The sequence below is a fragment of the Ideonella aquatica genome, from assembly GCF_018069755.1.
GTDB classification, from domain to species: Bacteria; Pseudomonadota; Gammaproteobacteria; order Burkholderiales; family Burkholderiaceae_C; genus Ideonella; species Ideonella aquatica.
In genome coordinates this window covers 468420-483110 of record NZ_JAGQDE010000001.1, presented here as the reverse complement: position 1 = coordinate 483110, position 14691 = coordinate 468420, and the positions used below count along the sequence as shown (strand labels likewise).

Genomic DNA, 14691 nt, shown 5'->3' with positions numbered 1-14691 from the left:
GGGGAATCCCGCCCAGCGCAGCGAACGCGCGGGTGTGTGCATCGAACAGCATCTCGTGGCCCTGGCTCGGGTAGGCCACCAGCCAGAACGCCCGCGAGGCGCACAGCTTCAGGTGCGCCACCTGCACCCGGTAGTAGATGCCGCCCACCACCAGCCCTTCCTCGCTCCAGTCGAACTGGAACGCATCGCCCAGCTCGAACTTCAGCGGCACGAAGGCGGTGGCCGTCACGGACTGCCCCTCGCCCTGCCGCCAGGCCCGAATGAAGTCGGTCAGGCGGCTGTAGCCACCGTCATAGCCCTGCGCCTGGATCAGCGACAGCAGCGCTCGCGCGCTGCGCCGCTCATGGCGCGGTCGGTGGGCGTCGGTCTTCAACGCCTGCGTGATCGTCTCGACGAAGGGCGTGAGCTTGCTCGCCACGCTCTGCCGCCGGTACTTCGGCTGCGCCTCGGCCGGCGCCTTCAGCCACTTCTTGATCGTGTTGCGTGACAGGCTCGTGCGCCTGGCGATCTCACTGATCGACTTGCCCTCGCGCTCTCTCAGCGCGCGGATCTTGCCCTTCATGGCCATGGTGATCACCGTCAAAACCCCTGCCACTAAATGCAGCAGGGTAGGTCTCTCACCCTGGTCAGTTTTGAATCGGCACTACGCAGCTTTGCTGGTCAGTTTTCGGTCGGCGGCAACACTTCCGATCGCCAGCCTCGACAAGATGGCGATCCAGCGCGAAATCAAGGACATCGGAACCCAGTGATGACCACCAACGTTCTCATTCTGTGCACCCACAACTCGGCGCGCAGCGTGCTGTCGGAGTGCATGCTCAACCACTGGGCGAAGAAGCTTGGCAAGGACGTGCGTGCCTACAGCGCCGGCAGCGCGCCCAGTGGCCGGATCAACCCCTACGCGCTGGAGGCTCTGGGCAATGCGGGCATCGACATCAGCAGCGTGCGCAGCAAGTCCTGGGACGAGTTCGTGGGCCCAAGCGCGCCCGAGATGCGCATCGTGATCACGGTGTGCGACAGCGCGGCGGCCGAGCAGTGCCCGTACTGGCCGGGCAGCCCGGTGAAGGTGCATTGGGGCTACCCTGATCCGTCGAACGCCCCTGAGGCCGAGAGGCGCCAAGCCTTCGAGCTGACGCGCCAGGCCATCGGCTACCGCATGCTGCAGCTGCTGTCGCTGCCTCTGGACCGCATGGGCAATGACGAGCTGCAGACCGCGCTCGTCGAGGCCTACAAGAGCTGAGCGGATTGCGCATGCGATCCGATCTTCAGCGGCGCCTCCTCGCCGAAACCCTGGGCACCGCGCTGCTGCTGGCCGTGGTGATCGGCTCGGGAATCATGGCCGAGCGCCTGGCTGGCGGCAATGTGGCCATCTCGCTGCTAGCCAACACGGCCGCCACAGTTGGCGGCCTGTACATCCTCATCGAGGTTCTGGGCCCGGTCAGCGGCGCGCACTTCAACCCCGCCGTGTCCCTGGTCATGACCCTGCGTGGCGCGCTGCCGAAATCGCTGTTCGCCCCCTACGTGGTGTCGCAACTCGTCGGCGCGGTGCTTGGCGCCTGGCTGGCGCACGCGATGTTCGATGCCACGCTGCTGCAGTTCTCGACCAAGGTGCGAGGCGGAACCGGCCAGTGGATCGCCGAGGCCGTTGCAACGGCCGGCTTGCTGCTGGTGATCCTTCGTGCCCCGGCCCCGAAGGTCGCCGCGATGGTCGCCTGCTACATCGGTGCCGCCTACTGGTTCACGGCGTCGACATCCTTCGCCAACCCGGCGGCAGCCTTCGGGCGGATGTTCAGCGACACCTTCGCCGGCATCTCACCGGCCAGTGTGCCCGGTTTCGTCGCTGCCCAGCTGGTGGGTGCGGGCCTCGGAGCGCTCATCCACCGTAGCCTCGACGCTTGAGCGAGGTCAATATCCTGCAGGGCATGTGTGCCGACCATGTCCAGAGTCGCACGAGGAATCCACCATGAGCAAGCTTGAAGTTTATGAACCCGCGATGTGCTGCCCGACGGGCGTGTGCGGCGTCAGCGTCGATCCGGTCCTGGTGCAGTTCAACGCCGACCTGCAGGCCTTGGGTCAGTCCGGCGTCGAGATCGTGCGCCACAGCCTGAGCCACAACGCGGCGGCCTTCACCACCAACGCCGACGTGATGAAGGAGATGGGCGCGAGCATGGACCGCCTGCCCATCGTGACCGTCGACGGCCGCATCGTGTCGACCGGCATGTATCCGTCGAAAGCGCAGCTGATCAGCAAGCTCGGCCTGGACATCCCCACAGCCGAGAAGCCCCGCGTCAAGCTCGGAGAATGCGGATGCGCGCCTGGCAAGTGCTGCTGAGCCCGGGCGGCGGCTGACATGGCGCTCCCAGGCATCGAGACGCGCTTTGCCTTCTTCACCGGCAAGGGCGGTGTCGGCAAGACCTCGCTGGCCTGCGCCAGCACCCTACGGCTGGCTGAGCAGGGTCGGCGCGTGCTGCTGGTCAGCACGGACCCGGCGTCCAACCTCGACGAGGTGCTTGAGACGCCGTTGACGACCACGCCGACCGAGGTCCATGGCGTCCCGGGCCTGAGCGCCCTCAACGTCGATCCGGAGGCGGCTGCCGCGGCGTATCGCGAGCGCATGGTGGGGCCGTACCGCGGCATCCTGCCGCCGGCGGCGATTCGCAGCATGGAGGAGCAGTTCTCCGGCGGCTGCACGGTCGAGATCGCGGCTTTCGACGCCTTCGCCGGGCTGCTCGCCGGCAACGAGGTGACGCAGGCCTTCGACCATGTGGTGTTCGACACGGCGCCGACCGGCCACACGCTGCGGCTGCTGTCCCTGCCGTCGGCGTGGAACGATTTCCTCGCGACCAACACGACGGGCAGTTCGTGCCTGGGTCCGCTGGCGGGCCTGGAGAAGAGCAAGGCAACCTACGCGGCGGCGGTGCGCTCGCTGGCCGACCGGCAGCTGACGACGGTGGTGCTTGTCGCCCGCCCGGAAGTCTCGGCGCTGAGAGAGGCGGATCGCACCCGCCACGAGTTGGCCGATCTCGGTGTTCGCAACCAGGTCCTTGCCCTGAACGGGCTCTACGAAGCAGCCTCGGACGATTCGGTCGCCCGCGCGATGTCGAGCCGCCATGCCAAGGCCGTGAAGCAGATGCCGGCTGGCCTGGCGGCGCTGCCACGCAGCCAGACCGGGTTCATCCCTCGCGGGCTGGTCGGGTTGGCGTCGCTGCGGGCCTTCCTCCATCCTCAGAGCGAAGACCGCACGACGCCCGCTGTGTCATCGATCGACCGACTGCCCGATGGCCTGGCGACGATCGTCGACGACATTGAGGCCGCCGGTCACGGGCTTGTGATGACCATGGGCAAAGGCGGCGTCGGCAAGACCACGGTCGCTGCGGCTGTAGCGGTGGCGCTTGCCGAGCGCGGCCGCCGTGTGGTGCTCTCCACCACGGACCCGGCCGCGCACGTGTCCTGGGCCCTGGACGAGCAGGTGCCGAACTTGACCGTCGAGCGCATCGATCCCGTCGCCGAGGTCGAGCGTTATCGCAACGAGGTGATGGGCAAGGCCGGCGCCAGCCTGGACGCGCAGGCGCGGGCGATGCTGGACGAGGACCTTCGTTCGCCCTGCACCGAAGAGATCGCGGTGTTCCGCGCATTCGCGCAGTCGGTCGACAAGGCCCAGGACGCGTTCGTGGTGCTGGACACGGCGCCCACCGGCCACACCATCCTGCTGATGGATTCGGCCGAGGCCTACCACCGGGAGGTGAGCCGCACCCAGGGGGACTCGCCAGAGTCGGTGCGCAAGCTCCTGCCGCGCCTGCGCGATCCGTTCTTCACGCGCGTGCTCATCGTGACGCTGGCCGAGGCGACGCCCGTGCACGAGGCGGAACGCCTTCAGGCCGATCTGCATCGCGCCGGCATCGAGCCCTTCGCATGGGTCATCAACCAGAGCCTGCTGGCGAGCGGGACGCACGACCCGGTGTTGACGCAACGCGGCGCGTACGAGGCACCGTTCATCGCTCATGTGATGCAGATTGCTGCGAAACGATGCGCCCTGATCCCTTGGCAGGTCGAGGCACCGGTCGGGGAACTGGCGCTGAGCAGCTTGGCGACGCAGGTTCCGAATGACTTGAGGCGCGAATCGTGAAGGCGTTGCCGATCGGGGCGGATCTGGCCCTGCCCTCGGTGCCGGGAGACTTCACCTGACGCGCCAAGTCCGCTGATGGCCTCGTCAGCCCAGTGACTGACGCGGCTGCAAGGCAATGATGGCCATGCCCACCAGGCACACGGCACCGCCGATCAAGTCCCAGCGGGTCGGCATGACCCCATCCACGCGCCACAGCCAGACCAGGGCCACCACGACGTAGACACCGCCATAGGCCGCATAGGTGCGGCCAGCGGCGCTCGGGTGCCAGGTCAGCAACCAGGCGAAGACCGCGAGCGCGGCAGCGGCCGGCAGCAGCAGCCAACGCGGCCGACCTTGGGTCAGCACGAGCCACGGCAGGTAGCAGCCGATGATTTCGGCCAGCGCGGTGATGACGAAGAGTGCGGTGAGGCGGAAGAAGTCAAACATCAGTGGGCTCCGCGAACGTGGCGGTGGCCGGCCGGCTTGACGCCCTGCGCGGCGGCATTGTCCAGTTGATTCAGGATGCCGCACGCATTCATCGCATGCGGTGACTGGCAGCGCGCACGCAGCGCCTTCAGGGTCGATTCGAGCGACCGCAGTTCGCGGATGCGCTGGGCCACGTGCCCGATATGCGCGTCCAGGATGTTGTTGACCTCGCCGCAGTCACCGGGCGGGGCGTCCCGCAGGCGCAACAGCGCACGGATCTCATCGAGCGCCATATCCAGATTGCGGCAGTGGCGGATGAAGGCCAGGCGCTCGGCATGTGCGGTCGTGTACACCCGGTAGTTGTTGTCGCTGCGTTGGGCGGCAGGGATCAGGCCCTCGCGCTCGTAGAAGCGGATGGTTTCTACCGGTGTGCCCGTCGCCTCAGCCAGGTTTCCGATGCGCATGGAGTCCCCTCTTGCCGATGAAGGCTTGACCTTACACCGACTTCAGGGTTTTCAATGGCGACATCCAACAACAGGACATGATCGTGGATCGACCAGAAGCTGCTGCAGCGACACCGTCAACATCAGAGAACCAGGCATCTTGCTGCGGCTGCGGTACGACGACGCCAGCAGCGCCCGCGACACCTCCGGGTGCCAACTGGGTGCGATTTCGGGTGCCGACGATGGACTGCGCGTCCGAAGAGTCCGAGATCCGCCGAGCGGTGGAAGGCATTGCCGGGATCCGGGCGCTGACCTTCCAGCTCGGGCAACGCAGCCTGGCGCTGGATGCCCCTGGGCCAGCCGTGGAGCTGGCCGTGGCTGCCATGCGCAAGGCCGGCTTCGATCCACAGCCGCTGGCAGCGCCCCAGCCGGGTGCAACGCCCGGACACGCTGACGCGGATGACGGACACGACCATGGCGTCCAGCAGGCCAGCTACGGGCCACTGGGCATGGCCTTGGCTCTGGCCATCGTTGCCGAGCTGGTGGGCTACTTCGCGCCAGACACGCTGCTCTGGAAAGGCGCCGGCCTGGCGATGGCCGCCGCCGCCATCTGGCTGGCGGGCTTCGACGTCTACAAGAAGGGTTTGATTGCGCTGCGGCACGGGCGCCTGAACATCAACGCCCTGATGACCGTGGCCGTCACCGGCGCCTTCGCCATCGGCCAATGGCCAGAGGCGGCGATGGTGATGGCCTTGTATGCCATCGCCGAAGCCATCGAAGCGCGTGCGGTCGACCGCGCCCGCAATGCCATCAAGGGCCTGCTGGCGATGGCACCGGAAGAAGCGGCCGTGCGCCAGGCCGATGGCAGCTGGTTGACCGTGCCCGTCGCCAGCGTGGCGCTGGACGCGGTGCTGCGCGTGCGGCCGGGTGAACGGGTGCCCATGGACGGCGTCCTGACGGCAGGCAGCACCAGCATCAACCAGGCCCCGGTCACCGGCGAGAGCATCCCGGTGGACAAGGCCGTGGGCGACCCGGTGTTTGCCGGCACCATCAACGACACCGGCAGCTTCGAGTTCCGCGTCACGGCGCTGGCCTCGAACTCGACCCTGGCACGCATCATCCACGCAGTCGAAGAGGCCCAAGGAACACGCGCGCCCACGCAGGGCTTTGTGGACCGCTTCGCGGCGGTCTACACGCCGGCGGTCTTCGTCATCGCGCTGGCCGTCGCCCTGCTCGGCCCCTGGCTGCTGGACTGGACCTGGATGCAGGGGGTCTACAAAGCCCTGGTGCTGCTGGTCATCGCCTGCCCCTGCGCGCTGGTGATTTCCACGCCGGTGACCATCGTCAGCGGCCTGGCGGCCGCGGCCCGGCGAGGCATCCTGATCAAGGGCGGGGTGTACCTGGAGGGTGCGCGCAAGCTCAAGGCCATCGCGCTGGACAAGACCGGCACGGTCACCGAGGGCAAGCCCAAGCTGGTGGCATGGCAAGTGCTCGACACCGCCGGAGCTGCGGGCGTTGACTCTGACACCGCAGAACACATGGCCGCGGTGCTGGCCGGCCACTCCGACCACCCGGTGTCGCGCGCGATCGCAGCCGGGCTACAGCCCAACAGCGTTCAGGCCCAGAGCTTCAAGGCCATTGCCGGGCGCGGCGTGCAGGCCGAGATCGCCGGAAAGACCTGGGTGCTTGGCAACCACCGCCTGATCGAGGAACGCGGCCAGTGCTCGCCGGCGCTGGAAGCGACGCTGCGCACGCATGAAGAAGCCGGCCGCACCGTCAGCCTGCTGGCCTGCGACACCGGCCCGGTAGCCCTGTTTGCGGTGGCTGACACCATCAAGGCATCTTCGCGGGAAGCAGTGGCCGAGTTGAAGGCATTGGGCATCACACCGGTGATGCTGACCGGCGACAACCAGGCCACGGCCACGGCCATTGCCCAGGAGGCTGGCATCACCGAAGTCCGGGGCAACCTGCTGCCGCAGGACAAGTTGGACGCCATCAAGACCCTGCAGGCGCAGCACGGCATGACGGCCATGACCGGCGACGGCATCAACGACGCGCCTGCGCTGGCCCAGTCGGACATCGGCGTGGCCATGGGTGCGGCCGGCACCGACACCGCGATGGAAGCCGCCGACGTGGTGGTGATGAACGACGACCTGCGGCGCATTGCCGAGACGGTGCGCCTGTCGAAGGCCACACACGCCATCCTGTGGCAGAACATCGCGCTGGCACTGGGCATCAAGGCGGTGTTCCTGGTGCTGGCGGTGTTCGGCAATGCCTCGATGTGGATGGCCGTGTTCGCCGACATGGGCGCCAGCCTGCTGGTGGTGGTCAACGGGCTGCGTTTGCTGCAAGCCAGGGTGCAAGGCCGATGACGCCCGGCTCTCAACGCGCAATGGCCTTCGCTGCCGCCATGGCCGAAGCCAGGCATCACCTCGCTGCAGCGCAGCCGATGGCCGCGATGCCTTTGCTGCAGCGCGCCCATGTGCTCGGTCAGCGGGACATCGGCCTCCACCTGCGCGTGCACCTGCTGATGCTGCGTGCCGCCTGGGCACTGCGTGACGGCCGCGAACTCCGTGGGCAACTTCTGCGCCTGGTGCTCACACCCATCGGGCACCTGAGCGGCCGCCTGCCGTTGGGCAACATCGGCACATCCGACGTCAGCCCGTTCGAACCGATGGCCTTGCCGCCTGACATGGCGCATCTGCTGCACGACGACAAGCCCTGACAAGGGCTTGGCTGGCCCTGCGGCCGGCACCTCAGGACAGTCAGGCCCCCGAATTCGGTGACGGACTGCCCGCGCCTGGCGCGCGCAGCAAGGTCAAGCCGATCGATGTGACGCCATCTGCTGACCTCGCAAACGGCTGCCCGCCGTGCATGCGTGCGATCGCGGCGACGATGGCCAGGCCCAGCCCATGGTTCTGATGGGCGCCGCTGCGGGCCCGGTCACCACGGAAGAAGCGGTCGAAGAGCCGCGGCAGGTGCCCGGGTTCGATGGTGGTACCTTGGTTGACCACCACCACCCGCAGCGCCCCAGGGGCTGCCTCGGAAATGTCGATGCGGATGCTCGTCCCACGGTCGGCGTAGCGCGTGGCATTGGCCACCAGGTTGGACAGGGCGCGTTGCAGCAGCGGCAGGTCGAACTCTCCGGCGGCGTCACCGACCACCTCGACCTGGAGACCGGCCTCGTCCAACGCGGCATCGTGGTATTCCGCCACCCGCTGCGCCAACGCAGCCAGGCTGGCCGTGGCCACACGGCGGGCCGAGCTGCCCCGATCAGACTGGGACAAGAACAGCATGTCCTGCACGATGCCCGCGAGGCGCTGCAATTCCTCCAGGTTCGAGCCGAGCACCTCACGCAGCTCATCGGCACCACGGGCCTTGCGCAAGGCCAGCTCCGTGCTGCCGATCAAGGTGGCGAGCGGGGTGCACAGTTCATGGGCGACATCGGCATTGAAGCCCTCCAGCTGCTCATAGGCCAGCGACAGCCGACCCAGCAGGTCGTTGAACTGCGCAATCAGCGGTTCGAGCTCCTCGGCCTGGCCGGAACCATCCAGGCGCCGATGCAAGGTGTCGGCCGCCAGCCTGCGTGTCTGCTCCACCAGCTCACGCACCGGGCGCAAGCCCAGGCGTACCAAAACAAAGCCACCGGCCGAACCCAAGGCGGCCCCGGCCAGCGCGGCCGCCAACAACGTGAATGCCAACCGGCGCAGCAATTGATGGTCTTCGTCGGTGTCCAGCGTCAGGATGGCAGTCAGTGGCAGCGGCGCGGTGGCCAGCGCAGCCACTTCAAAATGGGCTTGGCGCAAATTGCTCGATGCGACCCCGCCGGTGCGCTGGTAGTAAACGCTGCCATCCGGCCTCTGCAGCAAAAGGCTCAGTTCCTGGTGACCGATGAAAAAATCATCCAGCTTGTGGGTCAACACGGCCGGGTCATCACGCGAAGCTGGCTCGGTCAGCAGGTGCCGCACCTGAGCCTGTTTCTGCGCGAGAGACTCAGATTGCCTGGCCTCGAAGTTCATGTGCGTGACAGCGTAGACCGCCACGCAAACCACTGAGAGGCCCGTCAAGCTCTGCAGTGCCAGCCAGATCGACAACCGTCGACCTAGCGAGCCGACACGGCTTCTGCTCATTCGTCGCGCGCCTCCAGAACGTAGCCCATGCCACGCGCCGTGTGCAGCAAGGGGCGCTCGAAGGGCGCATCGAGCTTGCCGCGCAATCTGCGCACCGCCACGTCGATGACGTTGGTGGCGCTGTCGAAATTGATGTCCCACACCTGCTCGGCAATCTCGGTGCGGGACAGCACCTCCCCCTGGCGGCGCAGCAGCAGCGTCAACAGCACGAACTCCTTGGCCGTGAGATCGAGCCTTCTGCCAGCCCGGGTGGCCTTGCGCCGAACAAGGTCCAGCTCCAGGTCGGCCAGGCCAAGGACTGTTGCCCCCTCAGGTTCGCGCGTTGGGCGCGCTCGGCGCAGCAGCACCTGTATCCGCGCCACGAGTTCGGAGAACGCAAACGGCTTGAGCAGGTAGTCGTCGGCCCCGGCTTGCAAGCCCTTGACGCGGTCTTCCACACGCTGGCGAGCGGTGAGCATCAGCACGGGGGTCTGCTTGCTCTGCCGCAAGGCCGCCAGCACGCCCAGACCGTCGATGCCGGGCAGCATGCTGTCCAGCACGATCAGGTCGTGGCTGCCTTGCATCGCCAGATGCAGGCCATCGACGCCGTTGTGCGCCAGCTCCACGACATAGCCCTCTTCGCCCAGCCCCTTGCGCAGGTACTCGGCCAGCTTGATCTCGTCTTCGACCACCAGGAGTTTCATGTTCCTCACGCCTTCAACTGGAGCGGCCTGAACATGGCCGTTCTGTCATGTGTTGGTCCCATCTCTGTTGGGGGCGAATTTCTACAGTCATGTCCATGCCCTCAGGCATGCCGCGACACAAGGTCGACGGCCACTTCACAAAGGAATCAGGACCATGAACATCCGCAAACACGCCGCTCTCTCCGTTGTTGCTCTGGCCATGGGTCTGCCCATGGTTGCGCAGGCCAATTCGCTGTACCACCCAGCCTCGAATGAGAGGGGCTACACCGAGCATCCCGACCACTGGAAGAGCACGAAAACGCGCGCTGAGGTGCTGGCCGAGATCGAGGCTGCGCGCAAGGACGGCACCCTGGCGCTGATTCAGCGCAACGCACCGCTGCCGCAAAAGGCCATCGGCCCCGCGAAGACCCGCCAGCAGGTGATCGACGAGATGCTCAATGAGCCCGCCGAAGAGCGCCGTGCTCGCCTGGCGCTTCAGACCGGCGGCTGATACACCGTCTGTCTTCACCCGCCGCGCGGGCCACCAGACACTGGTGGCCCGCGTTTGCTTTTGGTTTTGCCGACGCCTCGACGGCCGGTGGCCAATCGCTTGCCCAGCGTTTGACTGTAGGCAAGCTTGGGCGGGATCGTGGGTGGAGGATGCGCCTTCCGCCATCGCCGCCACAGCGCGAAGAGCGCAATGGCCACGAGCACGACGACAATCCAGATCCACAGCATGAGCTGCGCGATGTCCGCATCCGGAATCTGCTTTCGCATCGCAGGCAGATTGTCAAATCAGCCGATATCGGCCACCAGCCGCAACCCCAAAGCGCGCGCACGCGATTCCGCGGGGTTGCCGCTCTCCAGCCGGTAGCTGCTACCCCACGACCAGACCGAGCCGATCAGTTCAACGAACACCACCTCGCCTGCCTTGCCGGTGATGTCCAGGGCCGCGCGACCTTCGTCCCACTCCGCCACCATCTGGTGTGCGCCGGGCTTGAGGCGCAGCCGCACGAACGACTCGGGCACCGTGGCGACGGCCGGGTCACGGTCCACTGTCAGCCGCACCACATTCCTGGCATCCCCCCAGCGCTTGCGCACGACGTAGACGGTGAGCAAGCCCGGTGTGGCTTCAAACCGCTTGGCCTCTGCCTCGACCTGCTGCGACGGGATCGGCGCGGTCGTGCAGGTGAGCTTGCGGCTGAGCGACCTGCCGACGGCATAGCAGTAGGTGCCATCTGCGTTTGCGGGGCGCACGGGCTTGCTCATGCAGCCTGCCAAAGGAACCAACCCGACTGCCAACAGGCCGGTGAGCAAGCTTCTGCGATGGACAAGACGGGGTTGGTTCATGGCATCTCCCGTTACTTCAGCGCGAAGCGCACCGTGCCGGCGGGCTTGCCGCCGATGGTGACGACGGCGACGGCCTTGGTTCCGGGCCCGACCTTGAAGCTGCCGGTGGCTTCCAGCTTGTCACCCGCCGGCTTCAGCTCGACCTCTTGCTTCTCGGTGCCGTTCAGCAAGGTCAGCTTGGCGCTGGCCTTGGCCACATCGGCAGGCTTGCCGTGGTCGCGCAGGTGCAGCTGGATGGCGGCGGGCTTGGCCACCAGCTCATAGTCCATGTCCTTGACCTCGACGACCACGCCGCCGTGCATGGGCTTGTGTTCGTGGCTGTGGTCACCAGCGGCAAATGCTGAGCCGGCCAGGCTCAGTGCCAGGGCGGCGAGGAGGGCTTGCTTGTTCATGGGAGTCCTTTCGAGAGAGTACGTTGGGGAGAAACGGGGTGGCGGGCGAACTCGCCACCAGAGGGATCAAAGGGCCTCGGCGTCCTTGCTGTCCATCAGCGCTGCGGCCGGTTTGCGGCCAAAGAGCCAGAACATCGCGGGCGTCAGGAAGGTGTCGAGCAGGGTGGAGCTGATCAGGCCGGAGAAGATCACCACGGCCACCGGATGCAGCACCTCGGTGCCCGGCTGCTCGGCTTCGAACAGCAGCGGCGCCAGCGCAAAGGCCGTCACCAGCGCCGTCATCAACACCGGGCTCAGCCGTTCCAGCGAGCCGCGCATGATCATCTTGTGGTCGAAGTTCTCACCCTCGAATCGCATCAGGTTGATGTAGTGGCTGACCTTCAGGATGCCGTTGCGCACCGAGATGCCGGCCAGGGTGATGAAGCCCACCAGCGCGGCCACGCTCAGCGGCTGGCCCGACAGCCACAGGCCGATGACCGCGCCCACCAGCGCCAGCGGGATGTTCACCATGATCAGCGCGGCCAGCACGCCCGACTTGTACCTGCTGAACAGCACCACGAACATCAGCGTCAGCGACACGATGCTCAGCAGGCCGACCAGGCGCGAGGCTTCCTCCTGCGCCTGGAACTGGCCGCCCAGGGTGATGAAGTAACCCTCGGGCAGCTTGGTGTCGGCCACCACGGCGCGGATGTCGGCCACGATCTCTGACAGGGCCCGGCCCGAGGCATTGGCCGACAGCACGATGCGCCGCTTGCCATCGTCACGGCTGATCTGGTTGGGGCCGTCACCGTCTTCGATGGTGGCGATCTTCGACAGCGGGATGCGGCCGCTCGGCGTCTCGATCAGGATCTTGCCCAGGCCTTCCACCGAGCGCGCCGATTCCGGCACACGCACCACCAGCGCAAACCGCCGGCTGCCCTCGACGATCTGCGTGACCTTCTCACCTTCGACCAGGTTCTGCAGCGTGGCCAGCACCTGGGGCGCGGGCACGCCGTACTGGGCAGCAGCGGCATAGTCCACCCGCACCTTGATCTGCGGCGCCAGCACCTGCTTCTCAATCTGCAGGTCGGCGACGCCCGGGATGGCAGCCAACTTGGCGCGCAACACGTCAGCCTGGCCACGCAAGGCGTCCAGATCCTCGCCGAAGATCTTGATCGCAATTTGCGAGCGCACACCCGAGAGCATGTGGTCGATGCGGTGCGAGATGGGCTGGCCGATCTCCAGCGCAGCCGGCATGTTGACCAGGCGGGCGCGAATGTCGGCCTTGATCTCGTCCATGGTCCGCGTGAGCTCGGCCGTGGGTTTGAGGCCCACGTCCAGCTCGCTGACGTGCACCCCTTCGGCATGCTCGTCCAGCTCGGCGCGGCCGCTGCGCCGACCGACGTGCGTGACCTCGGGCACCTGGCGCACCAGCACTTCGGCCTGGCGAGCCAGGGCCGAGGTTTCGGCGAGGGTGACGCCGGGGTTCAGGCGCAGGCCGATCAGCAGCGTGCCTTCGTTGAAGGGCGGCAGGAAGGTGGTGGGGAAAAACGGCACCGCCGCCATCGCCACCACCACCGCCGCACCCGCCGCAGTCAAGGCAGCCTTCGGCGCATTCAAGACCGACTGCAACGACGACTGGTAGCTGGATTTCAGCCAGCGCAGCACCTTGGTATCGCCGTGGTCCAGATTCTTCATGCGTGGCAGCAGGTAGAAGCTGAGCACCGGGGTCACCGTCACCGAGACGATCAGCGAGGCCAGCGTCGACACGATGAACGCGATGCCCTGCGGCACGAAGAGCTTGCCTTCCAGCCCCGGCAGCGCGAACAGCGGGATGAAGACCAGCACGATGATCACCGTGGCGTACAGGATCGCCGACCGCACCTCCATCGTGGCGTGGGCCACCACCTCCAGCGGGTGCAGGCGCGAGGTGGGATGCTTGGCGCGGTCTTCCTTCAAGCGCCGCAACACGTTCTCGACACCGACCACCGCGTCGTCGACCAGGCCGCCGATGGCGATGGCCAGGCCGCCCAGCGTCATGGTGTTGATCGACAAGCCGAAGTAGCGGAAGACCAGGGCCGTGATGAAGATCGACACCGGGATCGCGGTCAGCGCAATGATGGTGGGCCGCAGCGTGCCGAGGAAGAAGAACAGGATCACGGCCACGAACACCGACGCGCCGATCAACTTGCCTTGCAGCGTGGTGATCGAGGCCTCGATGAAGCTGGCCTGCCGGAAGGTGACCTTGGGTGCCTCCATGCCGGCCGGCAGCGAGGTCTTCAACCCAGCCAGCGCTTCTTCGATGTTGCGGGTCAGCGCAATCGTGTCGGCCGAGGGTTGCTTCTGTATGCCCAGGATCACAGCCGGTTTGCCCTCGAAGCCCGCGTCACCCCGCTTGGTGGCTGCCGCAAAGGTCACCTCGGCAACCTGGCGCATCAGGATGGGCTGCCCGTTCTTGGCCGTGAGCGCCAGGTTCTTCAGGTCATCCAGCCTGGAGGTGCGGCCCAGGTTGCGGATCAGGTACTCACGCCCGTTCAGCTCCAGGAAGCCGCCAGAGGTGTTGCTGGAATAGCCCTTGAGCGCAGCCTCCATCTGCTCGTGGCTGATGCCCAGCTCGGCCATACGCACCGTGTTGGGCTGCACCTGGAATTGCCGTACCTCGCCACCGATGGGAATGACCTGCGCCACCCCCTGCACCGACAGCAGGCGCGGCCGCAGCACCCAGTCGGCGTATTCACGCACGGCCATCGCCGAGATCTTGCTGGTGTCCACCGGAATTGCAATCTGCATGATCTCGCCCATGATCGAGCTGATCGGGCCCATGCGCGGCAGCACGCCTTCAGCGAGGCCTTCTTCCATCGACGCCAAGCGCTCGCTGACGAGCTGGCGGGCGCGGAAGATGTCGGTGCTCCAGTTGAAGGTGACGTAGATGAAAGACAGGCCCGCCGAGGAGACCGAGCGGATCGTCTCCACGCCGGGCAGGCCGTTCATCGTGGTTTCCAGTGGGAACGTGATGAGCTGCTCCACCTCTTCGGCGGCCATGCCGCCCGCCTCGGTGACGATGGTCACGGTCGGCTTGTTGAGGTCGGGGAACACGTCCACTGGCGTGCGGGACAGCGTGAACGCGCCATAGCCCATCAGCACCACGCTGGCGATGATCACCAGCAGCCGGTTGCCGAGGCTGTTGTCGAGTAGCCACTTGAACAT

At 66.6% G+C, this 14691-nt stretch carries 17 protein-coding genes; 8 read left to right on the top strand and 9 right to left on the bottom strand.

What is annotated here, in order from left to right; translation table 11 throughout:
* On the bottom strand, nt 1–568 hold a 568-nt coding region (istA, locus tag KAK06_RS02195; protein WP_210800139.1), incomplete at its 3' end, for an IS21 family transposase.
* Here istA and KAK06_RS02190 point away from each other — a divergent pair.
* The 5 genes from KAK06_RS02190 to arsA all read left to right on the top strand — a co-directional run bounded on the left by KAK06_RS02190 (nt 561) and on the right by arsA (nt 4123).
* On the top strand, nt 561–749 hold the full coding sequence (locus KAK06_RS02190; protein WP_210800138.1) for a hypothetical protein: 189 nt from the start codon (nt 561–563) through the stop codon (nt 747–749). The genes istA and KAK06_RS02190 overlap by 8 nt on opposite strands.
* Complete coding sequence (locus tag KAK06_RS02185) at nt 749–1237, top strand: arsenate reductase ArsC (RefSeq protein ID WP_210800137.1); 489 nt, start codon at nt 749–751, stop codon at nt 1235–1237. The genes KAK06_RS02190 and KAK06_RS02185 overlap by 1 nt, the downstream gene beginning before the upstream one ends.
* A gap of 11 nt (nt 1238–1248) precedes the next feature.
* Nucleotides 1249–1896, top strand: a complete 648-nt coding sequence (locus KAK06_RS02180) for an aquaporin (protein WP_210800136.1) — start codon at nt 1249–1251, stop codon at nt 1894–1896.
* Between the two features lie 64 nt (nt 1897–1960).
* The gene (gene arsD / locus KAK06_RS02175) at nt 1961–2329 is read left to right on the top strand and encodes an arsenite efflux transporter metallochaperone ArsD (protein WP_210800134.1); all 369 of its coding nucleotides are present in this window, start codon (nt 1961–1963) and stop codon (nt 2327–2329) included.
* Nucleotides 2330–2347: 18 nt separating this feature from the next.
* The gene (arsA, locus tag KAK06_RS02170; protein ID WP_210800132.1) at nt 2348–4123 is read left to right on the top strand and encodes an arsenical pump-driving ATPase; all 1776 of its coding nucleotides are present in this window, start codon (nt 2348–2350) and stop codon (nt 4121–4123) included.
* 84 nt (nt 4124–4207) lie between these two features.
* Here the strand turns inward: arsA and KAK06_RS02165 are convergent, their stop codons facing one another.
* The gene (locus tag KAK06_RS02165) at nt 4208–4549 is read right to left on the bottom strand and encodes a YnfA family protein (protein WP_210800125.1); all 342 of its coding nucleotides are present in this window, start codon (nt 4547–4549) and stop codon (nt 4208–4210) included.
* Nucleotides 4549–4992, bottom strand: a complete 444-nt coding sequence (gene cadR, locus KAK06_RS02160; protein ID WP_210800124.1) for a Cd(II)/Pb(II)-responsive transcriptional regulator — start codon at nt 4990–4992, stop codon at nt 4549–4551. The genes KAK06_RS02165 and cadR overlap by 1 nt, the downstream gene beginning before the upstream one ends.
* A 77-nt stretch (nt 4993–5069) precedes the next feature.
* Here cadR and KAK06_RS02155 point away from each other — a divergent pair, with 77 nt between their 5' ends.
* The gene (locus tag KAK06_RS02155) at nt 5070–7343 is read left to right on the top strand and encodes a heavy metal translocating P-type ATPase (protein ID WP_259373585.1); all 2274 of its coding nucleotides are present in this window, start codon (nt 5070–5072) and stop codon (nt 7341–7343) included.
* A gap of 20 nt (nt 7344–7363) precedes the next feature.
* The gene (locus KAK06_RS02150; protein ID WP_247652575.1) at nt 7364–7696 is read left to right on the top strand and encodes a DUF3703 domain-containing protein; all 333 of its coding nucleotides are present in this window, start codon (nt 7364–7366) and stop codon (nt 7694–7696) included.
* A gap of 40 nt (nt 7697–7736) precedes the next feature.
* Here KAK06_RS02150 and KAK06_RS02145 read toward each other — a convergent pair whose 3' ends face one another.
* Both KAK06_RS02145 and KAK06_RS02140 read right to left on the bottom strand, forming a co-directional pair.
* Complete coding sequence (locus tag KAK06_RS02145) at nt 7737–9101, bottom strand: heavy metal sensor histidine kinase (protein WP_210800119.1); 1365 nt, start codon at nt 9099–9101, stop codon at nt 7737–7739.
* Nucleotides 9098–9784 (bottom strand): heavy metal response regulator transcription factor, encoded by a 687-nt coding sequence (locus KAK06_RS02140; protein ID WP_210800117.1) that lies wholly within the window; start codon nt 9782–9784, stop codon nt 9098–9100. Before KAK06_RS02140 ends, KAK06_RS02145 begins: the two co-directional genes overlap by 4 nt.
* A gap of 154 nt (nt 9785–9938) precedes the next feature.
* Here KAK06_RS02140 and KAK06_RS02135 point away from each other — a divergent pair, with 154 nt between their 5' ends.
* On the top strand, nt 9939–10274 hold the full coding sequence (locus KAK06_RS02135) for a DUF4148 domain-containing protein (protein ID WP_210800115.1): 336 nt from the start codon (nt 9939–9941) through the stop codon (nt 10272–10274).
* 14 nt (nt 10275–10288) lie between these two features.
* Here KAK06_RS02135 and KAK06_RS02130 read toward each other — a convergent pair whose 3' ends face one another.
* From KAK06_RS02130 to KAK06_RS02115, 4 genes are all read right to left on the bottom strand, one after another.
* Nucleotides 10289–10540 (bottom strand): hypothetical protein, encoded by a 252-nt coding sequence (locus KAK06_RS02130; protein WP_210800114.1) that lies wholly within the window; start codon nt 10538–10540, stop codon nt 10289–10291.
* 18 nt (nt 10541–10558) lie between these two features.
* Nucleotides 10559–11113, bottom strand: coding sequence for a hypothetical protein (locus KAK06_RS02125; RefSeq protein WP_210800112.1), 555 nt, complete (start codon nt 11111–11113; stop codon nt 10559–10561).
* Between the two features lie 11 nt (nt 11114–11124).
* Nucleotides 11125–11505 (bottom strand): type 2 periplasmic-binding domain-containing protein, encoded by a 381-nt coding sequence (locus tag KAK06_RS02120; protein ID WP_210800110.1) that lies wholly within the window; start codon nt 11503–11505, stop codon nt 11125–11127.
* Between the two features lie 66 nt (nt 11506–11571).
* Nucleotides 11572–14691, bottom strand: coding sequence for an efflux RND transporter permease subunit (locus tag KAK06_RS02115; RefSeq protein ID WP_210800109.1), 3120 nt, complete (start codon nt 14689–14691; stop codon nt 11572–11574).